The sequence below is a fragment of the Paradevosia shaoguanensis genome (genome assembly GCF_016801025.1).
GTDB lineage: Bacteria > Pseudomonadota > Alphaproteobacteria > Rhizobiales > Devosiaceae > Paradevosia > Paradevosia shaoguanensis.
In genome coordinates this window covers 4,041,982-4,062,582 of sequence record NZ_CP068983.1, presented here as the reverse complement: position 1 = coordinate 4,062,582, position 20,601 = coordinate 4,041,982, and the positions used below count along the sequence as shown (strand labels likewise).

21 protein-coding genes are annotated in these 20,601 nt (G+C 64.4%); 2 read left to right on the top strand and 19 right to left on the bottom strand.

The window, feature by feature from the left end; all coding sequences use genetic code 11:
- Positions 1 to 14: 14 nt before the first annotated feature.
- The 15 genes from JNE37_RS19785 to JNE37_RS19715 all read right to left on the bottom strand — a co-directional run bounded on the left by JNE37_RS19785 (position 15) and on the right by JNE37_RS19715 (position 15,275).
- Positions 15 to 920, bottom strand: a complete 906-nt coding sequence (locus tag JNE37_RS19785) for an ABC transporter ATP-binding protein (RefSeq protein ID WP_203064532.1) — start codon at positions 918 to 920, stop codon at positions 15 to 17.
- Positions 917 to 1,927, bottom strand: a complete 1,011-nt coding sequence (locus JNE37_RS19780; protein ID WP_035038667.1) for an ABC transporter ATP-binding protein — start codon at positions 1,925 to 1,927, stop codon at positions 917 to 919. The genes JNE37_RS19785 and JNE37_RS19780 overlap by 4 nt, the downstream gene beginning before the upstream one ends.
- Positions 1,928 to 1,930: 3 nt before the next feature.
- A complete protein-coding gene (locus JNE37_RS19775; RefSeq protein ID WP_203064531.1) occupies positions 1,931 to 3,115 on the bottom strand; it encodes a M24 family metallopeptidase in 1,185 nt (394 codons plus the stop codon).
- Complete coding sequence (locus JNE37_RS19770; RefSeq protein ID WP_035038671.1) at positions 3,112 to 3,969, bottom strand: ABC transporter permease; 858 nt, start codon at positions 3,967 to 3,969, stop codon at positions 3,112 to 3,114. The genes JNE37_RS19775 and JNE37_RS19770 overlap by 4 nt, the downstream gene beginning before the upstream one ends.
- Before the next feature lie 3 nt (positions 3,970 to 3,972).
- Complete coding sequence (locus tag JNE37_RS19765; RefSeq protein WP_035038673.1) at positions 3,973 to 4,893, bottom strand: ABC transporter permease; 921 nt, start codon at positions 4,891 to 4,893, stop codon at positions 3,973 to 3,975.
- Positions 4,890 to 5,732, bottom strand: a complete 843-nt coding sequence (locus tag JNE37_RS19760) for an alpha/beta fold hydrolase (protein WP_203064530.1) — start codon at positions 5,730 to 5,732, stop codon at positions 4,890 to 4,892. Before JNE37_RS19760 ends, JNE37_RS19765 begins: the two co-directional genes overlap by 4 nt.
- Entirely contained in the window at positions 5,729 to 7,189 is a 1,461-nt protein-coding gene (locus JNE37_RS19755) for a SidA/IucD/PvdA family monooxygenase (protein ID WP_203064529.1), read from the bottom strand. The genes JNE37_RS19760 and JNE37_RS19755 overlap by 4 nt, the downstream gene beginning before the upstream one ends.
- A 10-nt stretch (positions 7,190 to 7,199) precedes the next feature.
- Complete coding sequence (locus JNE37_RS19750) at positions 7,200 to 8,159, bottom strand: LysR family transcriptional regulator (RefSeq protein WP_035038677.1); 960 nt, start codon at positions 8,157 to 8,159, stop codon at positions 7,200 to 7,202.
- 221 nt (positions 8,160 to 8,380) lie between these two features.
- Entirely contained in the window at positions 8,381 to 8,824 is a 444-nt protein-coding gene (locus JNE37_RS19745) for a PPC domain-containing DNA-binding protein (RefSeq protein WP_203064528.1), read from the bottom strand.
- 362 nt (positions 8,825 to 9,186) lie between these two features.
- Positions 9,187 to 9,792, bottom strand: coding sequence for an NAD(P)H-dependent oxidoreductase (locus JNE37_RS19740; RefSeq protein WP_203064527.1), 606 nt, complete (start codon positions 9,790 to 9,792; stop codon positions 9,187 to 9,189).
- Entirely contained in the window at positions 9,792 to 11,192 is a 1,401-nt protein-coding gene (locus tag JNE37_RS19735; RefSeq protein ID WP_379125337.1) for an FAD-binding oxidoreductase, read from the bottom strand. The genes JNE37_RS19740 and JNE37_RS19735 overlap by 1 nt, the downstream gene beginning before the upstream one ends.
- Complete coding sequence (locus JNE37_RS19730) at positions 11,186 to 12,508, bottom strand: cytosine deaminase (RefSeq protein WP_203064518.1); 1,323 nt, start codon at positions 12,506 to 12,508, stop codon at positions 11,186 to 11,188. Before JNE37_RS19730 ends, JNE37_RS19735 begins: the two co-directional genes overlap by 7 nt.
- Before the next feature lie 3 nt (positions 12,509 to 12,511).
- Positions 12,512 to 13,375, bottom strand: a complete 864-nt coding sequence (locus tag JNE37_RS19725; protein WP_203064516.1) for an ABC transporter permease — start codon at positions 13,373 to 13,375, stop codon at positions 12,512 to 12,514.
- A 1-nt stretch (position 13,376) separates the two neighbouring features.
- The gene (locus tag JNE37_RS19720) at positions 13,377 to 14,135 is read right to left on the bottom strand and encodes an ABC transporter ATP-binding protein (RefSeq protein ID WP_081840861.1); all 759 of its coding nucleotides are present in this window, start codon (positions 14,133 to 14,135) and stop codon (positions 13,377 to 13,379) included.
- 132 nt (positions 14,136 to 14,267) lie between these two features.
- A complete protein-coding gene (locus tag JNE37_RS19715) occupies positions 14,268 to 15,275 on the bottom strand; it encodes an ABC transporter substrate-binding protein (RefSeq protein ID WP_052152463.1) in 1,008 nt (335 codons plus the stop codon).
- 196 nt (positions 15,276 to 15,471) lie between these two features.
- Here JNE37_RS19715 and JNE37_RS19710 point away from each other — a divergent pair, with 196 nt between their 5' ends.
- On the top strand, positions 15,472 to 15,867 hold the full coding sequence (locus JNE37_RS19710; protein WP_203064514.1) for a RidA family protein: 396 nt from the start codon (positions 15,472 to 15,474) through the stop codon (positions 15,865 to 15,867).
- A 1-nt stretch (position 15,868) separates the two neighbouring features.
- Complete coding sequence (locus JNE37_RS19705; protein ID WP_203064512.1) at positions 15,869 to 16,678, top strand: creatininase family protein; 810 nt, start codon at positions 15,869 to 15,871, stop codon at positions 16,676 to 16,678.
- A gap of 39 nt (positions 16,679 to 16,717) precedes the next feature.
- On the opposite strand, the gene JNE37_RS19700 is transcribed toward JNE37_RS19705, so the two are convergent.
- From JNE37_RS19700 to JNE37_RS19685, 4 genes are read right to left on the bottom strand one after another with little or no spacing between them, the layout of a single operon-like run.
- The gene (locus JNE37_RS19700) at positions 16,718 to 18,010 is read right to left on the bottom strand and encodes an amylo-alpha-1,6-glucosidase (RefSeq protein ID WP_203064510.1); all 1,293 of its coding nucleotides are present in this window, start codon (positions 18,008 to 18,010) and stop codon (positions 16,718 to 16,720) included.
- A 17-nt stretch (positions 18,011 to 18,027) separates the two neighbouring features.
- On the bottom strand, positions 18,028 to 18,441 hold the full coding sequence (locus JNE37_RS19695; protein WP_203064508.1) for a Rieske (2Fe-2S) protein: 414 nt from the start codon (positions 18,439 to 18,441) through the stop codon (positions 18,028 to 18,030).
- Positions 18,442 to 18,444: 3 nt separating this feature from the next.
- The gene (locus JNE37_RS19690; RefSeq protein ID WP_203064506.1) at positions 18,445 to 19,527 is read right to left on the bottom strand and encodes an amidohydrolase family protein; all 1,083 of its coding nucleotides are present in this window, start codon (positions 19,525 to 19,527) and stop codon (positions 18,445 to 18,447) included.
- Positions 19,524 to 20,594 (bottom strand): amidohydrolase family protein, encoded by a 1,071-nt coding sequence (locus JNE37_RS19685; RefSeq protein ID WP_203064504.1) that lies wholly within the window; start codon positions 20,592 to 20,594, stop codon positions 19,524 to 19,526. The genes JNE37_RS19690 and JNE37_RS19685 overlap by 4 nt, the downstream gene beginning before the upstream one ends.
- Positions 20,595 to 20,601 lie beyond the last annotated feature (7 nt).

Sequence of the window (20,601 nt, the reverse complement as noted above, 5' to 3'; positions counted from 1 at the left end):
TGGACATCTGGCCGTCAGGCCAAAACGAAATGCTCGGGTCCCACCGGGCGCAGCGTTGCCTCGGGCGGGGAATTCTGTGTGGCGTAGTCGAAGGGGATCGGATGCCGCTGACTCTCGATATCGGGGTCGGGCACGGGGATCGCCGAGAGCAGCGCGCGCGTATAGGCGTGCTGCGGATTGGCAAAGATCGCCTCGGTCGGCCCGATCTCGACAATGCGGCCGCGCAGCATCACCGCGACCCGGTGGCAGAGATACCGGATCATCGACAGGTCATGCGCGATGAAGAGGTAAGTCAGTCCCAGCCGCTGCTGCAGATCCTGGAAGAGGTTCACGATCTGCGCCTGGATCGACACGTCGAGCGCCGTGATCGGCTCGTCCGCCACGATGAAGCTCGGATCGAGCGCAATGGCGCGGGCAATGTTGACGCGCTGCCGCTGGCCGCCGGAGAATTCGTGCGGATAGCGTTTGGCGAAGCTGGGGTCGAGCCCCACCATCTCGAACAGTTCCGCCACCCGCGTCTTCCGCTCTGCGCGCCCGCGGATCAGGCGATGCACGATCAGCGGCTCCTCGACGAAATCGCCCACCGTCATGCGCGGATTGAGCGAGGCGTAGGGGTCCTGGAAGATGATCTGCATCTGCCTGCGGAACGGCTTGAGCGCCGATTTGGAAAGGCCCGTCAGCCTGTTCCCCTCGAACTCGATCTCCCCGCCCGTGGGTTTGTCCAGCTGCAGCAACACGCGGCCGGTCGTGCTCTTGCCCGAGCCGGATTCTCCCACCAGTCCCAGCGTCTCGCCCCGCTTGATGTCGAAGCTGACCTTGTCGACGGCGCGTACGGCCTGCGACTTGCCCGAAAGCAGGCCGCGCTCGTGGCCGTAGGTCTTTTCCAGATCCGTGACGCGCAGCAAAATCTCGTCGCTCATTGGCTCAATCCTTGCTGCTTGAGCGCGCTCGGCAGGTCATACCAGGCCGCGACCTCATGGCCCGGCACTCCGCCTTCGACCTGGCGGAGCGGTGGCACCTCGGTGCGGCAGCGCTCGGTGGCAAACTGGTTGCGCGGCGCAAAAGGATCGCCTGCAGGCGGGTGGATCATGTTGGGCGGGCTGCCCGGGATCTGGTAGAGCCGCTGGTCGGCGGCGGTGAGCTTGCCCGGCAGCGAGCGCAGCAACCCCCACGTATAGGCGCTGCGCGGATCCTTGAAGATCGCGCGCACCGGTCCGCGCTCCATGATGCGGCCGCCATACATGACCTGCACCGTATCGGCGAGACCGGCCACCACGCCCATGTCATGGGTGATCCAGATGACGGTCGTGCCGATCTTGCGCTTGAGATCGCGCACCAGTTCGAGAATCTGCGCCTGCACCGTCACGTCGAGCGCCGTCGTCGCCTCGTCCGCGATGAGAAGCTTGGGTTCGCACGATATGCCGATGGCGATCATGACGCGCTGGCGCATGCCGCCTGAAAATTCGTGCGGAAAGTCGTCGAGCCGCTTTTCGGGGTCGATGATGCCGACGAGGTCGAGCAATTCCTTGGCCCGGTTGCGCGCAGCGGCGTGCGAGAGCTTGAGGTGTCGCCGCAGCGGCTCCATGATTTGCCGGCCCACCGTCAGCACGGGGTTGAGGCTGGTCATCGGGTCCTGGAAGACGAAGCCGATCTGGCGTCCGCGCAGGTCGCGCAATTCGCGTTCGGGAAGCTTGAGCAGGTCGACGCCGTCGAACAACACTTCGCCCGAAACCACGCGGCCCGGCGGGCTGGGAATGAGCCCGACCATGGCCAGCGCATGCACAGACTTGCCCGAGCCGGATTCACCGACGATGCCGAGCGTTTCGCCGGCCTCGAGCGCATAGGACACGTCGTTGACCGCGTGCAGCACGCCGGCGCTGGTGGCGAACTCGACTGTCAGGTGCTTGATCTCGAGCAGCGGCGCCATCGGCTAGACCTCGATATAGCCGCCGCGCGACTGCGTCAGGTATTCGCAACCGCCTTCGGTGATGAGGATGGTGTCCGAAATCTGCGTGGCGCCGGTCCCCGGCACGCGCAGGTTCGGTTCAAGCGTGAAGAGCATGCCCGGCTCGAGCACCAGCTCGCTCCTGGCGTCGAGCGAGGAATGCTCATGCGCACCCAGCCCGATCCCATGCCCGATCCGCCCCGGAATGTTCTTGCCATAGCCCGCCTTCTCTAGCCCCGCCTTGGTGGCCAGGAAAAGGTCGGCATAGCGCGTGCCCGGCTTCATCATCGGCCGCAGCGTCTCGCGGATATCGAGGATGGTATCGAGCGCCCGACGATGTGCATCGGGCAGCGGTCCGAACGCGATCGTGCGCTCGTTCTCGGCATGGATGCCGTTGGCATTGGTCCAGATGAAGACGCTCACGGCCTCGCCCCGCCGCGGCTGGCGCTGGGTCGGATTATCGCAATTGAAGAACATGCGATCGCCGGCCAGCGCCCAGGTCCAGAGCCCGTTCTGCGCCCCGCCTTCCAGCGTGCCGAAATCGGCGACTTCCACATCGGGATAGTCACTCGACCAGAGCTGGTTCATCACATGCATGGATTGGAGCGCAATCTCGCGTTCGCTCACGCCGAGCGCAACCCGCCGCACGGCCTCGTCCATGCCCGCATCGGCGATCCTGGCCGCGATGCGCGCCATCGCGATCTGGTCGGCATCCTTGATCAGCCGCACATGGTCGATGAAATGGCTGGCATCCACGAACGTCGCCGAGGGCAAATGCCCTGCGATCTGCCGTTGCCGCGCCACCGGCATGAAATCTTCCTCGACAGCCAGCGTCCCCTCGCGAACCCCGAGCTCACCCAGGATCGTCCCGAGCGCATCGAGCCAGTTCGGCCCCATCGTCACCTTGTCCGACCAGGCGCCATAGAGGCGGATGTCGTTGACGAAGGCGCTGGCCCGCCCATGATCGTCGCGCAGGGCATGCACCAGCATGATCGGCTCGCCCGTCCGCGGCACGATGGCGACCACGGGGTGCGAATAGATGATCGGGTTGAACCCGGTGAGCAGGAAGCTGTTCTCCGGCTTGAAGAGCAGGGTGGCGTCGATCCCGCGCTCGGCCATTTCGGCCTGCACGCGCCGCACGCGGTCGGGGAGGGCACGGGAAGCGGTCATCGGGAAGTCCTCAATTTCGGGTCGAAATAGTCCCGCAGCCAGTCGCCGAGCAGGTTGACCGACAGCACGGTCAGGAGGATGGCGAGGCCGGGGAAGGTGACGATCCACCAGGCGGTGGAGATATAGACGCGGCCATCGGCCAGCATGCGGCCCCAGCTCGGATTTGGCGGCTGCACGCCAAGGCCCAGGAACGAGAGCGCCGCGTCCATGATGATGATGCGTGCCAGCTCCAGCGTGGCGACGACGAGCGCCGGGGTCAGCACGTTGGGCAGGATGTGCCGCAGCATGATGCGCAGCGTCGAAGCGCCGATCGCATGGGCCGACTGCACGAATTCGCGCTCGCGCAATGCCAGCACCTGCCCGCGGATGATGCGGGCGTAGCGGATCCAGCTCGTGAGGGCGAGTACGATGATGAGATTGTTGAACGACGGCCCGAGCGCCGCCACCACCAGCAGCGCCAGCAGCATCAGCGGCAGCGCCAGCTGGATATCGACCAGCCGCATCAGCACGCGGTCGACGACGCCGCGATAATACCCCGCCGCGATCCCGAGGAACGTGCCGATGACCCCGCCGAGGATCACCGCGGTCGCCGCGATCATCAGCGTCAGGCGGCTGCCGTGGACGATCCGTGAAAGGATATCGCGCCCGACCTCGTCGGTTCCGAGCGGATGCGCACCCGGGCTGAATAACCCCGTCCAGGTGGGCGGAGCAAGCCGCGCCATCAGGTCGCCGCGGATGGGGCTCGACAGCCCCAGCATCGGCGCGAAGATTGCGACCAGCACGAAGAAGGTCAGCAGCACGAAGCCGAACAGGCCCGAACGACTCTTGAGCAATGCGGAAAGAAACGCGCCCATGGCTCAGCGCTCGCGCCGGATGCGTGGATCAAGCACGCCATAGAGCAGGTCGATGGCGAGATTGATGAACACGAAGATGATGGCCACGACGGCGACACCGGCCTGGATCACGGGAAAGTCCTGGTTCTGGATGGCCTGCACGATGAGACGGCCGACGCCCGGCCAGCCGAAGACGGTCTCGGTCACCACCGACCCGCCAAGCAGTTCGCCGGCGATGATGCCGATCATGGTGACCACGGGGATGAGGGCGTTGCGCGCAACGTGCCAGGTGAAGATGGTCTGGGGCAGCAGGCCCTTGGCGCGCGCCGTGCGCACATAGTCCTCGCCCAGGATTTCGAGCAGCGAGGAGCGCAGCAGCCGCGCAATGGATGCGGAAACGAACACGGCGAGCGTGACGGCCGGCAGCACCAGGTGCGCCCACGTCCCCGAGCCCGCCGAAGGCAGCCAGCCCAACTGCACCGAGAAGAAAAGGATCATCATGAGGCCAAGCCAGAAGACCGGCGTCGCCTGCCCGAGCAGGGCTGCCGTCATGACGATGAGTTCGGCCAGCTTGCCGCGGTTGAGCGCGGCGATCGTGCCGGCGACCGCGCCGATCAGCACGCCCAGCACCAGCGCGGCGAAGGCGAGGATCGCCGTGGCCGGCATGCGTTCGAGCACGACATCGAGGGCAGGGCGCATGTGCTGGAAGGACATGCCGAAGTCCCCGCGCAGCACCGCGCCCATGCTGTTGAAATATTGCACAAGGATAGGCTGGTCGAGCCCGAGCGAGGACCGCAGCGCGTTGAGCTCGGTTTCGCTCGCGCCAAGCGGCAGCAGCAGCACGGCCGGGTCGCCCAGCACGCGCGAGACGAAAAACACGATCGTCACCACGCCCCAGACGGCTATGGCTGCCTCAGCCAGCTTGCCGAGTGCAAATCGGATCATCCACGCCTCCGCGCGATGAAGTCGCGGATGGCCGGCAGCACGATTTCGGGCTTCTCGTGATGCACCGGATGGTTCGCCCCCGGCACTTCGAGATATTCGGCACCCGGCACGGTATCGGCGATGATGCGCGACTGCGACGGCGGGCAGATCCAGTCGCTCCCCCCGCACACGACGAAGGTCGGCACCTTGATGCCCGGCAGCTTGTCGAGCAGGTCGTAGCTCTTGTCCTTGAAGAGCGCGTTGTGCGTCTCGGCATGGAGCTGCATCGTGCGCGTCTTTTCGAGCGCCGCGTCGGGGTCGAGTTTCTCGAAATACAGCGGCTGCAGCGCCAGCCAGATGAGGCGCAGCTCGGTGTCGTCCACGACCTTGTCCGAGAACATCTTGTCCACCATGCCGATCGAGGCCGACGTCGCCTTGTGGATGCGTGCGTTGAAGTTCTCGATCGCCTCGGCCTCGTGGTGATGGCTGGCCGCCGTGCCGCGCAGGATGAGGTGGCTGAGCTTGTCGCCATACTTGACCGCATAGGTGAGCGCGATCATGCCGCCGAACGAGCCGCCGATGAGGATGAGCTTTCGATCGCCCAGGAAATGCTGACGGAACGCCTCCAGGTCGTCGGCGAACTGCTCGAACGTATAGGGCGGCGTGAGCGAGCTTTCCCCGCACCCGCGCTGGTCATAGGCGATGACGCGATAATGGTCGGTCAGCGGCGCGAAGGCCTGGAAGTCGCCGCGATGGTCGCCGATCCCGCGCCCGCCGTGGAGCACGATGATCGTGTCCTCATGCTCTTCCCCGGCAATGTCGTAGACGAAGTCTGCGCCGTTGAGATGGATGGTTTTCATGCGCTTTTCTCCTGGGCGGTCGCTTCGTAGTCGGTCCATTCGTCGCCCTGCAGTTCGGGCGTTTCGTAGGCCTTGAGGTTGTCGAAATGGGTGCCCCGGTCCTCGACGAAGAGGCTCTTGGCAATGCCCTTGGCGAGCCGCTGTGCCCCGTCGCTGACGGCGGGAATGTCGCCGGAAAGCTTGCCGTGGCTGAGCGTGGCCGGGTAATTGAACGAGTGGATATGCTCGAGGCCCGGCGTCCTGCCGGCCACCTTCTCCTGGAACTCGAACGAGGGGCCGAGATAGGGCGAAGTCGCCAGTTCCTCGCTTTCGAGCCCTGCATCGGGCGCGAAGCGGTCCGTCCAGTAGGCGATGTTGCCGGCAAAGCTCGCCAGCTCCGCCCGCGTCTCCAGCGACACGTTGAAGCCCGTCGCGAAGATCACGAAATCCATCGGATACTGCCCGCGCGGCGTCGTCAGCACCACATGGTCGCCGACCTGCCGCAGGTCGGTGATGGGGCTGCCCAGATGGAAGCGCGCATTCTCGTGCTGCGACACGCGCAGCGTGGAATCGCGCGGCGGCGGCGTCTGCGCGCCCAGCGTGTGGTGCAGGAACTTCCACTTCCACTCGTCGGGCAGGCCGATGAAGCCGTTGACCACGCCCTGGCTGGAAATCCCGGTGAACTTGTTGATGCGCGGCAGATCCTTGCGGCGCACGAACATGTCCACCGATCCGGCGCCCGTCTCGAGTGCCGTTGCCGCATTATCCATTGCCGAAGCGCCTGCGCCGATCACGGCGACGCGCTTGCCCCGCAGGGCGGCGAAGTCGATGGCATCGGCCGAATGCGCCCAGAACCGGCGATCGACGCTCCTGGCGAAAGCCGGAACGAACGGCGCCCCAAGCCCGTCCCGCCCGGTAGCCAGCACGACGCGCCGCGCAAACACCGTCTCGCGCTCACCATTCGCAAGCCGCTCGATGTCCACTGCCAGCAGATCGTCCTCGATGGCCCGGATTTCCAGCACCCGCGTGCCGTTCTCGATCGGCAGGTCGAGCACCTTGCGATACCAGACCAGGTAATCCATCCACATCGTGCGGGGAATCTTGTCGAGCCGGGCCCATTCGTCCCGCCCGAACTGCGCTTCGTACCAGGCGCGGAACGTCAGCGCGGGCTGCCCGAGCGCCGGTCCCGTCAATTGTTTGGGCGAACGCAGCGTGCGCATCCGCGCAAACGTCACCCACGGCCCCTCGCGCCCCTCCGGCGCGCGGTCATAGGCCACAATATTGTCGATACCCAGCAATTGCAGGCTGGCCAGCGCCACGAGCCCGCACATGCCCCCGCCCACCACCACGACGTCACGCACGCGGCTGCCGTCATGGAAGCGGGGCGGCACCCAGCTCTTGCTCGGCAGCTCCAGCAGGCTGAGGTCGTCCTTCAATCGGGCTTCGAGGGCAGGCAGGCCTGCGGAGCGGAACGTCATGGAACCTCGCTTACTGGGCTGCGCCGTAGAGCGCCTCGGCGAGCGAGGCGGTGTCGGCGGCGTCATAGATCTTGATGTCGGGCAGCAGCTGGCGCGCGACGGTGTCGAGGTGCTGGAGCAGGGCCTGGGCCGTCGCCGAAAGCGGCGCGTGCAGCGCCGTCACCACGCCCCAGAGAAACGGAATGTCGACGTCGAGCGGTCGCACTGCCACCCCTTCGACAGGCAGGCCATAGGCGGTCATCGGCTCGATAATCGCCGCGCCGCGCGTATGTCGCGCCAGTTGCAGGGCGGTGACCGTCGCATTGGTGTCGATCATCCGCTTGGGCTCGAGCCCCGCTTCACGCAATGCCTGGTCGACGCGATGGCGCAGGCGGAAGGGGTTGGCCATGCCGATCATCGTCATTCCGGTGAGATCGCGCAGCTGCACGACGTCCTTGCCGGCCAGAGGATGATCGGCCGCCAGCGCCACGACGCAGGCCGAACGATAGAGGCGGTGAATGTCGAGGCCCGGATGGTCGAGCGGCAGGCTGGCTATCCCGATATCGGCATTACGCGCGATCACCGATTGCACCACCTGCTCGGCCGGCGCCGAACGCACATGCATCGTCGCCGGCTGCAACGGCTCCTCGACCATGGCCAGCGCCTTGGGCACGAGACCCGCCGCCAGCGCCGGGATCGCAGCGATCTCGATGGCCAGCGGCGCCGAGCCGGCAATGGCCGCGGCACGCTCGGAAAGCTGGTTGAGGCCCGTCATGAGCCGCTCGACTTCCGTATGGAAGCGAAGCCCGCGCTCGGTCGGCGAGATGCGCGGCCCGTTGCGGCGGAAGAGGTCGAAGCCGATCTCCGTCTCGAGTTCCTGGATATGGCGCGTCACCACCGGCTGCGACCGGCCAAGCACGCGCGCCGCCCCGGTAATGCTCCCGGTGGACATCACGGCCAGAAAGGATTCGAGCGGCTTGAGCTCCATCATTCATCCGATCTTAGAATTATGACCTAATCACAATTCTAATTCCGCATAGATGTCAATCGAGCGCGCAGGCCGTTTCGTCTAAAGTCGAAGCAGGGGAGGAAAAAGATTGCCGCGGTAAGGGGCAGGGCGGTGAGCCAATGCACGCAGATGCAACCATCGGCCGGCTCGTCGGCGACGCTCCATCCTCATCGAGGTCTGCTTTGACTAGACTCGCCGAAAGCTCACAATTCCGGCTTGATCAGCGCCAAACCCACATTGGGATCGAGCTTTTTACGCAGATATTCAGGTGACTCCGTCAGAATCACCTCCAGCGTCGGCCTCACCTCGGCCGAGAGCAGATGACCAGCCACCGCCGATCCGTCGCGGCGGCCGAGCACTGCATGGATGTGCAGCGCCGGCTTGTCGTCCGGCCCGATTGCCACGTCGCCCGTCAGTGAGGCGACCTCGACCTGCTCGTCCACCGCAATCGGCAGGTATTCCTTCGCTTCCCAGTCGAAGAACGCCAGCCTGGCGCTCTTGAACGCCCCGATCGCCTTGAAGCTCGCCGCCTGTAGTCCGGCCTCCCTGGCGAAGGCCGTCAGGCACGCGGTGACTTCGTCTCCGGTCGCGAGAATGATGGCATAGGTCTGCTGACCTTCGGCGTCGTGGATAAGCTTGCTCTGCATGGTTCTGGGGGTGTCCGTTCGGTTGCGCTCTAGCCTGAACGCCCCCTGAGCCGAACTGGTTCAATCGCCCCAAGCCGACTTATCCCCGTCCCGTCCGGCTGGGTTAGAATGGAAACGCCGCGATCGAAGCCGCCCAATTCCGAAGAAAGGGGATCAAAAAGATACGCCAAAAGTCGCGAATATCGCTGCAAAATCCGCGAAAGATCGCAAAACATTGGTCGAAATTGAGTCAAAATTTAACGATTTGGAGCCGCGTACGACCAGTCACACTTAGCAAAATCAATGGCTTGCGGTGCAAGTCTGCCAACTTGGTTGCGGAAAAAGCATGAATTTTCCGCGAAGCCGCTTCGCAGCAACCGATTCTACCGCCGGCCAAGGTCCCTGATCGCCTGCCGCACCTTGCCTATGAACGCCGTCAGCTGGCTCTGCGTATTGTTGTTCATGTCGTAGAGCGCGAGGTAAGTCGGTGGCTTCGGTGTGCGGAACGTCACCCAGGCCCAGCGCTTGGCGACGCGGCGAGGTGGGTCGCCCATGAGCCAGGTGCGCCAGCGATTGCCGCCATAGGTGGTGATGTAGATCACCTTCTTGATGTGCTTGAAGTTGGCCTTGGGAATGCCCTTGTCGCCCTCGCCGTCCATGTAGAACGACACGCCCGGCAGGAATACCCGATCGAAATATCCTTTTAGAATAGCCGGATAGCCGTAGTTCCAGACCGGATGGATGAAGATCAGCACCTCTGCCGCCAGCAACCGGTCGGCATAGGGCTTGATCTCGTCGGTCAGGTTGACCGCAAGGTCGTGGTAGTTGAGCCGTTCCTGTCGGCTGAGCACAGCGTCGAACCCGGCATCGTAGAGGTTGAGCGGATCGACCTCATGGCCAGCGCTTCGCGCCTCCTGGATCACGGCATCGAAAAGCGCGCGGTTATAGCTGGTCTCGACCGGATGGGCGTGGACGATGTGGACGCGCATCAGGCCCCCGCAGGTGCCAGGCCGCTGAACAGCCAGATGCGGCCGGATTCGAAGTCGAAATCCGGGTCGTTCCAGGCGATCATCTTGCCGGGGTTGAGGATGCCGAGCGGATCGGCCTCGCGCTTGAAATCGAGCTGAGCCTTGTCCGTCCGCTTCATGCCGCCTTCCTCGAGCGTATAGCGGTGCGGGTTGAAGACCGCGCAGCCATTCTCCTCGTGGATGCGGATGATCTCCTCGAGCCGCTCCTCGCTGGTGTAGCGCACCATGGGCAGGCCGGCGAAGGCCACCTTGCCATCCTGCCGCGCCACTTCGACATGCATGGGCAGCTCGTCGCCGAGGATATCCATGATGGTCTTGATATGCGCCACGCTCGGATAGCGGGTCTGGAGGTAAGTGATGGTCGGATCGACCTTGAGCGCCCGCAGCGTCGTGTGGTTCCACGCCAGCTCATAAATAGGCGGCAGGCGCTTGCGCTCTTCCTCGCTCGCGGTATCGGAGCGATAGAGCACCTCGCCCTTGTGGTGATCGATGAACACCATCATCGGCACGACCGCCACCGGCGCCACCATCAGCAGCACCGCCGACTGGTCGGGCCGCACATAGGTCTTGTGGCGGGTGAAATAGGTCTCGGGGATCGGCGCGGCGCAGGCGGCGACTTCCTTGACCAGCAGCCCATCCTGATGCCCCACGGCCTCGGCAAAGCGGCAGGCGTCGAGATAGTCGTCGAACCCGACCATCACGTCGACCCAGTCGTAGCTCTGCGTCAGCGGCATCTCGACTTCGACGATGATGCCGTTGGTGCCATAGGCATGGGCGACCTTGAGGATGTCCTTGCCCACCAGATCCAGCTCGCGCGGTGTCTCCTCGCAGGTGATGACCTTCAGGCCCAGAATATTGCCGAACGCCCGCAGCCCCGCCCAGCGGATCGAACCCACGCCCGCCGAGCCGCCCGCGACGAACCCGCCGATGCTGGCCATGCGATAGGTCGAGGGATGGAAGCGCAGCTCGCCGCCGACGGCAGCCCGGGTCTGCTGGTCGATATGCTCCATCACCGCGCCGGCCTGCGCGCGCACGCGATCCGGCTTGATCTCGATCACCTTATCCATGTTCATGAGGTTGAGCATAGCGCCGCCGGCCAGCGGCATGGCCTGGCCGTAGTTGCCCGTGCCCGCGCCGCGCGGCGTGATGGCGACGTTGTGCCGGTAAGCCGCTGCCAGCACGGTCTTCACCTCCTCGACCGAGCGCGGCGAGACGACGATCTCGGCGGTGACGTTTTCGAGCTTTTCCTTCAGGATCGGCGAATACCAGTAATGGTCGCGGCTGCGCTGTTGCACTAGGCGCGGACGGTCTTCAACCGGAATGTCGCCAAGGTCGGCGCGGAAATTGGCGATGCTCATGATGGGGCTCCGATGAGGCCGTCGAGTTCGGAATAGTCGGGCATGGTAGTGTCGATCGCCCGCCCGGACCGGACCACGATCCGGTCCGCCTGCGGGCGGCTGTGCAGTTCGCTCCACGACCGGGCGCGCTGGATGACGAGATCGGCCGCGTGGCCGACAGCGATGGTGCCGTCATAGGCGAAACGGGCCGAGGCCGCGGGCAGGGCGGTCAGCGCGCGCAGCCAGTCCCAGGCGTCATCGCTCGGGTGGTCGATCTGGGCGATACGTGCGGTTTCGCGAAACACTTCCACCATGTCGAGATCGCCATAGGCATAGAAGGGGTCGCGGGTATTGTCCGAGGCCACCGACAAGGTACAGCCGGCCGCCTTGAGTTCCTTGACCAGCGTGATGCCCCGCAGGCGCGGCGTACGCACAGCGCCCTCCGGCTGGCGATCCTGAAGATACATGTTGCAGAGCGGCAGCGAGACAACCGCCACCGCTGCTTCGGCAACCTTGTCGATGGTCCGAGCCGCGACGTCCGCAGATTGGGTCGCCAGCGAACAGCAATGGCCCGCCTGCGCGCGCCCCTCGTACCTGGCTTCCAGAATGGCCTCGGCCAGATAAAGCAGCGAGCTTGCTTCGGGATCGAGCGTCTCGTCGCAATGCACGTCGATATCCAGTCCGAACTCGTCAGCCGCTTTCACGACATTAGCCATTGCCGTCCGCGCGTCGGGATGGTTGGCAATCGCGCCACCGAGGACGCCGCCAAACGGCTTGATCCAGCGCGCAACCGCCCGCACTTCCTCCAGGTCGCACATGCTGTCCGGCCCGATCAGCGCGACGGGCTGCAATTCGATCCGACCTCGCCAGGCGTCGCGCACCTTGTCGAAGATCGGCCAACTCACTACCCGCTGCGCGGGATCGCTATCGAGATGCGTGCGGATCGCCGCCGTGCCATGGGCAAACGCACAGCGCAGCGCAAAATCCGTACGGCGCTCGATATCCTCGGCCGACCAATGCGCCTGCCGGTCAGCGCCAACCGAGCGCAACGCGCCCATGAAACTGCCGTCCGGGTTCTCGGTCCGCGTCCAGATGTGCCCTTTGTCGAGATGCGTATGCACGTCGACAAAGGCCGGCACTACGAGGCCGCCCCGGCAATCGTGGCTGGCCTCGCCGGGCTCCGGCGTCACGTCGGCGCCGATGGCAATCACCTTGCCATCGACAGTCCTGATATTGGCTAATTGCACCTTGCCGGACGCCAGCCCGCGGGCGGCGTCGGGCAGGCGGGCGTTGAGCAGCACAACGCTGTCGCCGGCCCAGGATGCTGCGCTGGCGGCCACTGGCTAGTTCTCGCGCCGGATGGCGCTTTCGTGCCAGCGATGCAGCGTCAGCCAGGCCACGAACGAGGTCAGCGCGTAGATGGCGATGCCCGTGCCGCAAAGCATGATGAGCGCGGCAAACATGCGCGGCAGGTTGAGGCGATACTGGCTCTCCAACAGGCGGAAGGCGAGGCCCGAACCCTGTCCGGCCGAACCCGCCGCGAACTCGGCCACCACGGCCGCGATCAGCGAGAGACCGCCGGCAATCCGCAGGCCCGCCATGAAGTAGGGCATCGAGGCCGGGATCTTGAGGAAGAACAGCGTCTGCCAGCCCTTGGCGCCATAAAGCTCGAAGAGGTTGAGCAGGTTATGGTCCACGCTCTTGAGACCCTGCACCATGTTGGAGAGGATCGGGAAGAACGCCACGAGGAAGGCGCAGATCATCAGCGCCGTCTGCGTATCGGGCGCATAGATGAGGATCAGCGGCGCGATGGCGATGATCGGGGTCACCTGCAGGATGACGGTGAACGGGAACAGCGCCAGCTCCAGCCACTTGGACTGCACGATGATGATCGCCAGCACCACGCCGCCGAGCAGCGCGACGCCGAGCGCCATGAAGGTGATGCGCAGCGTCACCCAGAGGGCGGGCCAGAGCGTGCCGGAATCCTTGAACAGCGCCCCGATGGCGTCGATCGGACCCGGCAGGATGTAGGTGGGAATGCCGCGCAGGCTCACGAAAGCCTGCCAAAGCAGCACGAAAACCAGCAGTGCCCCGATGGGCACGATGAAACGCAGCAGCTTCTCGTTGCTGGACACGCGCGGCGGCGCGATGATCGCGGCGCTGTCGGTGCCCTGTTCGCTGCTGACGGCGCGGGTGATGTCAGCCATTTCAGCTCTCCGCCGACTGGATGGCGCGCTGCAGGGCGTCCGAGACGGTCTGGCAGTTGGCGCGATAGAATTCAGATACGCGATAATCCGCGTCGCGGGTTTCCGGCTGCGCGATGGGGAGGTCCGTATAGACCTGACCCGGCCGCGCCCGCATCACCACAATGCGATTGGAGAGATAGGCGGATTCGAACACCGAGTGCGTCACGAAGATCACCGTCACGCGGGTGCGGGTCCAAAGATCGAGCACGTCGTCGTTGAGCTTCTGCCGGGTGATTTCGTCGAGCGCCGCGAAGGGCTCGTCCATCAGCAGCAGCTTGGGCTGGGTGACGAGGGCACGCGCGATCGAGACGCGCATCTTCATGCCGCCGGAAAGTTCGCGCGGATAGGCCTTGGCGAAATCGGCGAGGCCGACATTGGCCAATTGCTGCATGACGGCGTCACGCGCATCGGCCTTGGAAACGCCACGGAGCTTCAACGGCAGATAGACATTGCCGAAGACCGTGGACCACGGCATCAGCGTCGGCTCCTGGAAGACGAAGCCGACATCGCCTTCGGGCAGGCCCTTGCTGTTGATCTTCGAGCTCGGCCAGGCCACCTGGCCGGAGGAGGGCGCGCCGAGCCCGGCGATGATGCGCAGGGCCGTCGACTTGCCGCAGCCGGAGGGGCCGAGCAGGGAGATGAATTCGCCGCTCTGCACGTCCAGCGACATGCCCTTGAGGGCGAGCGTGCCATTGGAGAATACTTTGCTGACGTCGCGCATGGTGACGACGGGCCGCTGCTCGCTGCCCGCCTCAGGCGCTCTGGTCTTGTACGACAGATCGGTCAATGGACGATTTCCGATAACAAAAAGGGGCGCGAACACGATTGTCCGCGCCCACCGTCAAGCGTGTTGTCAGTTCTTGACCAGATCCTTGCCCACGTCCTTGCAGACGAACTGGGTGGTGTAGGCCTTTGAGAGGTCGATACCGGCCTCGTAGACGCCGGCCTTGATCATGCCGTCGTAGAAATCCTTCCAGTGCGCGTCGGTCATGCAACCGATGCCGTGGGCTTCAGCGTCGCCCGACACCAGGATCCCGTATTCCTTCATCTTGGCAGTGGCGTAGGCCAGCTGCTCATCGGTCATCTCGGGATTGTCTTTCTTGATCAGGTCGTTGGCGGCCGTGTTGTCGCCATAGAGATAGTTGTACCAGCCGATGGTGCTGGCATCCACGAAGCGCTGAACCAGGTCGGGCTTGTCCGCCACCATGTCCTGGCGGGTCTCGATTGTGGTCGAATAGGGCTGGTAGCCGAAATCGGCGATCAGGAACACCTGCGGCGCCCAGCCGGCTTGCTTCTCGATCTCGAAAGGCTCGGCGGTCAGGTAGCCCTGCTGCACCGACTTGTCGTCGGCGATGAACGGAGCAGGGTTGAAGGTATAGGGCTCGTACATGTCATCGCTGAACCCCTTGAAGTTCGAGCGCATCCACGGCCAGTAGCCGGCAAAGAAGCTGTCCTTGCCCATGATGATCTTGCTGGCGCCGGCGAGGCTCGCCAGGTCCGTGAAGCCGGCATCCGGATGCGACATCAGGATCTGCGGCGACTTCTGGAACATGGCGGCGACCGTGACGTTCGGCATGCCCTGGCGCGCCGCGTCGATGGTCGACATGCCGCCCATGTAGAAATCGATCTGCCCGGCGGTGAGCAACTGGCCGTTCGGCACCTGCGGTCCGCCCTGGCGGATGGTGACGTCGAGGCCGTACTTGGCATAGGTGCCATCGGCGAGCGCTTGGTAGAAACCACCATGCTCGGCCTGGGCCAGCCAGTTGGTGCCGAAGGTAACCTTGTCCTGCGCCAGCGCCGTGCCCGAAAGCGCGCTTGCCAGAATCGTGGCCGCAGCGGCCAGGTTGACTGCATGTCTCATTGTGTCTTCCCTCTCAGCCGCGCGCGGAAATAACTGCGCGGTCCTTCCGCTCTCCCGGCGGTCCCTAAACCTTGTCGGTTTTCATCGCCTTGAAAACAGAAAAGTCAGGGAAATGCCGACAAAATGTACGAAATTCAGTATTGCAACCGTTTTAAATTTGACTACGATGCAGCCCCGACGTGAGGTCAAAAGCGCAATGAAACCACTGTCTCCGGCGGCCATTGCGCCCCCGTTCGCCCCCTACAGCCACGGAATTGCGGTGCCCTCCGGGCAGCAGCTCGTATTTTGCTCGGGCCAGCTCGGCATCGATGCCGATGGCAACGTCCCGGCCGATAGTGCCGGGCAGGCGCGCATCTGCTTCGGCAACGTCGCCGCCATCCTCGCGGAGGCAGGATTGGGGCTGGAGCACGTCGTGCGCATCAATGCTTTCGTCACCGGCCGCGAGCACATGGCTGGCTACATGGATGTGCGAAACTCCCTGTTTTCGGCGCCTTATCCGGCTTCGACCCTGATGATCGTCGGCGGCTTTACGCGCCCGGAATTCGTGGTCGAGATCGAAGTCGTGGCCGCGGGGCCGGAGCAGGGGGCTTGAGATGACCCGAAAGTTCTGGTGGACGGAATTCCGTGCCGACGAGTTCGAAGGCATCGATCCGCTGAAAACGATTGCAGTTTTGCCGATTGCCGCGGTCGAGCAGCACGGCCCGCATTTGCCTCTGGGCACCGATGTCATGCTCAATGCCGGCTGTCTCGACCTGCTGCGGCCGCGTCTGCCCGAGAGCATGGATGTGCGGGTGCTGCCGATACAGGAAGTCGGCAAATCCAACGAACACCTCTGGGCGCGCGGCACGCTGACCCACGACGTTCATAGCCTCATCGACTCCTGGGTCGCCATCGGGCTCTCGGTGGCGCGGGCCGGTGTCAGGAAGCTGCTGGTCATTAACTCGCACGGTGGCAATGAAGAGGTGATGGGCATCGTGACGCGCGAACTGCGCGTGCGGGCCAACATGCTCGTCGTTAAATCCGGCTGGAGCAAGTTTCCGCCGCCGGATGGGCTGCTGCCCGATGTCGAGCGCCGCCACGGCATTCACGGCGGCGACTTCGAAACCTCGATGATGATGTATTTCCGCCCCGAACTCGTGCGCGCCGAAAAGCTGGCCAACTTCCAATCGATTGCCGCGCGCGACGAGGTGCAGTTCACCCATCTGCGCCCGACCGGCAGCCACGCCTATTCCTGGATTTCCAGTGATCTCAACGCCTCCGGCACGGTCGGCGACGCCTCGAAGGCTACGGCCGAGAAGGGCCGTCTGATCGCCGAGCGCGAAGTGACCGGAATGCTTGAGCTTCTCGCCGATATCGAAAAGTGCCCGCTGCCGGCGCCGATCAGCATCCCCGACATCAACTAGGATTTCCGGCGCTTCCATCGAAGCGCCGGAATAAATCCGTCAGGCCAGTTCGGCTTCCTGCGCGCGCAGGAACTCAATGACCATGGCCGCCGTCCAAGTGAACCGTCCGCCGCCCAGCGGCTCGCCGGTCTTGGGATCGTAATATTCGGCAAAGCCCGATTTGGTGATGAGCTCGAGGCTGGACCGCGCGATGCGGTCGGCCACGGCCAGCTCACCCGCATTCCGCAGGCCATCGGCGATCATGTAATTGGTGACCAGCCATACCGGCCCACGCCAATAGCGCTGCGGCTCGAAGCCCGCCGTGCCGATGTCATGGGAGGGGACGATGTAGTTCAGCACCTTGAGCAGCCCCTGCACGTGCTCGGCAATGGCGTGGCAGCGGGCGGCCGGGATCGGCGCGAAAACCGGCAGCAGCCCACCGATAGACTGACTGTCGATCAGCTTGCCGGTGACGCGGTTCCGCGCGAGATAACGCCCGCTCTCGGCACTCCAGAGCGTATCGAGGGCAGGGAGCGCACGCTGTGCCCAGGCGCTATTGCGCGCGGCAATCTCGGCCTCGCCAAGCTCATCCGCGAGTGCCGCCAGATCCGTGCAGGCGCGGATGAGGATGGCGTTGAACGCCGGGTCGATCACCTGGAATGGCGAAGCGTCGTGGAGCCTGGAATTGTCCCAGCCGAGCGCACGGAAATGCTCCACCAGCCACATATAGGCGTCGTACTGCGCCTTGGTCGGGCGATGGGCGGGGTTGGCGTGGTCCGTGTCGCGCCGCGTATAGGGCGCGATGCCGGTCGTCGGCACCTGGGCCAGCGCTTCGTCCCAATCCACCGAATTGTCGCGCCCGGCTTCCCAGGGATGGAGAATGGCAACCAGCCCTTCGCCATGCGGATCGCGGTTTTCATAGAACCAGCGATGCCAGGCGTCGATCTTGGGCAGCAGCGCGCGGCAACGGTCGGCCGCCATCGCCTTGTCCTTGGCGCGATCGAAAAGCCGCTTCGCCGCAAAGCCTGCAACGGCCGGCTGGGTGATGCCCGAGGTCGACGTCGGCCGATTGGTGCCCCAGACATTGGGTCCGGGGAAATAGGTATCCGAAGGCACATGGAAGACGATGTGCGGGATCATGCCGTCCGGCCATTGATGGGCGAACAGCGTCTCGATCTCGGTCCAGGCCCGATCCTCGTCCAGTTCGGCGAGGCCGAGGGCGGTCAGGCACGAGTCCCAGTTCCACTGGAAGGGGTAGAGACCCTTGGTCGGCACGGTATAGGTGCCCCGGTCGTTCTCACGGAGCACCGCGAAGGCATGTTCAAGCGCCTGAGATGGATTTGCCGCGTTCATAATCAGTTTTTCTCGGTTCAGGCGTCGATCAGGATGTAGTCGTTCTCGGTCTTCACCGGGAAGATTTCGGCGGTGTATTCGCCCCGCACGAGCTTGGTGCCGGGCAGCACTTCGGTCTTGTAAGTGCGCACTTTCACCCGGTCCGGCTCGCACCAGGACTTGCCGGTGCGGATATCGAATTCCCAGGCATGCCAGGGGCAACGGATAACCTGCCGCTCCGGGATATACTCGTAATGCCCCGGTTCGTTGGAGGTAATGGCGACGGTCAACAGGCCATCGCAGAGCCGTCCGCCCTGATGGGGGCAGCGGTTGAGAACGGCGAAGAACTCGCCCTCGTGGTTGAAGATCACGACCTCGCGGCCCTTGACCTCCACCAGCTTGCGCTGCCCGACCGGAATGTCGCTCACCTGAGCTACGACATGGAACGACATGGCTTAAAGTCCGTAGAGCGCTTGGGCATTGCGATAGCGCACCATCGCACGCTGCTCGGCGCCGAGAGACGGTGGCAGGCCGAATTTCGGATCGTCGAAATCCCAATGCGGATAGTCACTTGCGAACATCAGCCGGTCCCAGCCGATATAGTCCATGATCTCGACCACCTGGTGCGGCCGGGGAGATTCCTCCATCGGCTGCGTGGTGATCCAGATGCGCTCCTTAATGTATTCGGAGGGCGGACGCTTCACATGCGGAACTTCGCCGCGCATCCGGTTCCAGAGCTTGTCGAGCCGCCAAGAGAAGGCCGGAAGCCAGGCAAAACCGGCCTCGATCACCAGCAGGCGGAAGTTCGGATAGCGCTCGAACGCACCTTCGAAGATGAGACTGGCGATGGACGCCTGGATGCCGGCGGGATGGGCCGCGCCTTCTTCGAGATAGAAGGAGGGATGCCCGCTATTGGTCGCCGGGTGGCCGCTATAGCCGAAGACGTGCACGGCGACCGGCAGGTTGTGCTGGGAGGCCGCCTCGAAGATCGGCCAGTAGCGGCGCTTGCCCAGCGGCTCGCTGGTGCGACTGAGCAGCAGCACCTGCACGAAGTCCTTTTCGGGCGCGCGGCGATGGATTTCCGCGGCGGCGGAAGCGCCATCCTCGTAGGCCACCATGATGGAGGCCTTGAGCCGCTTTTCCTTGCGCGTAAACGTCTCGAGCAGCCAGTCATTGGTGGCCGAGCAGAGCGCCGCGCTGAAATCGACGTTGAGGTCGCCGCCCGAGGGATTGAGCGGGTTGAGCACACCGAGCTGGATGTTGTGGGCATCCAGGTGCTGGGTCTGCATGAGCTTCAAGTCGCTGCCCGGCAGGCCGGTCTCGGGCCAGGCATCGCGGCGCATCGCCGAAGGCGCGATCTTGGGGTAGGGCGTGCCTTTGACGAAACCCTGGCGCGAACGCAGGCCATAGGTGGAGTAATAATCCCACCAGTGCTTGCTCAGATAAGGCTTGAGGTCCTCGAACGAGCGGATGGCCGGGTGGATATCGCAGTCGATGACGCCATCGTTCTCGATCGGCTTGGCGGGTGCGTCGGTCATGACTGGACCTCCTTGAGGCGCGGATAGGTCTCGAGCGGATTGTCGTGCGCCAGGCGTCGCGTGAAGTCGTCCGAGAGCCCCGGCGGCAGCACGGCATCATCCTCGTACTGGAAATGCGGATAGTCGCTGGCAAAGAGCAGCATGGCGTCGCTCTGCATGTGCTCGATGATCCGGCCGACGATAGCAGGATCGTCCGGTGCATCGAACGGCTGGATGGAGAGCCGGACGTGATCGCGCGCAATCTCGATCGGTGGACGCGTCACCCAGGGCACTTCGCTGCGCGTGCCGCGCCAGAACTTGGTCATGCGCCACAGGAACGGGATCAGCCAGGAGACGCCGGATTCCAGCAGCACCACCTTGAGGCCGGGGAACTTGTTGAACACGCCTTCGGCGATGAGGCTGCCGAGCTGGCCCTGGAAGGCGTAGGACTGGCTGGCATAGTCCTCGACGTAATAGCTCGGCCAGCCGACCGGCGTGACCGGGTGGCGATAGCTGCTGCCGGCATGGATGCCCACGGGCAGCCCGTGGCGCTCGGCGGCCGCATAGATCGGCCAATACTGGCGGCGACCCAGCGGCGCCTCGACCATGGCGGGCAGGAGCACCTGCACGAAGCGCTTGTCGGGTGCGCAGCGGTCGATTTCGGCGGCGGCACGCTCGGGGTTCTGCGGCGCGACGACAATCGAAGCGCGCATCCGCGGCTCGGCATCGAGCCAGGTCGCGACCATCCAGTCATTGACCGCCGAGGCCATGGCTACGCCAATATCTTCGCTCAGGGCGAGATGTGCGCCATAAAGGCAGTTGCCGATGGCGTATTGCACGTCCCAGCGATTCAGCACGTGGTGGCGATAGTCGTCGACGCTCGTGGGTAGCCCCTTGCCGTCTGGGCGCCAATCGGGCCGGGCGGAGATCGGCGCGTTGGGCGGATAGGAGATGGAGTCGAAGCCCTCGATGCCGCGATCGTTGACCGAAGCAGCCCAGTTCTTGGCAAGAAACGGCACCAGCGCGCGAATATTGGGCACGACCGGATGCATGTCGCAGTCGATGGGCCGCAGGTCTTGAATTCTCATTCCATGA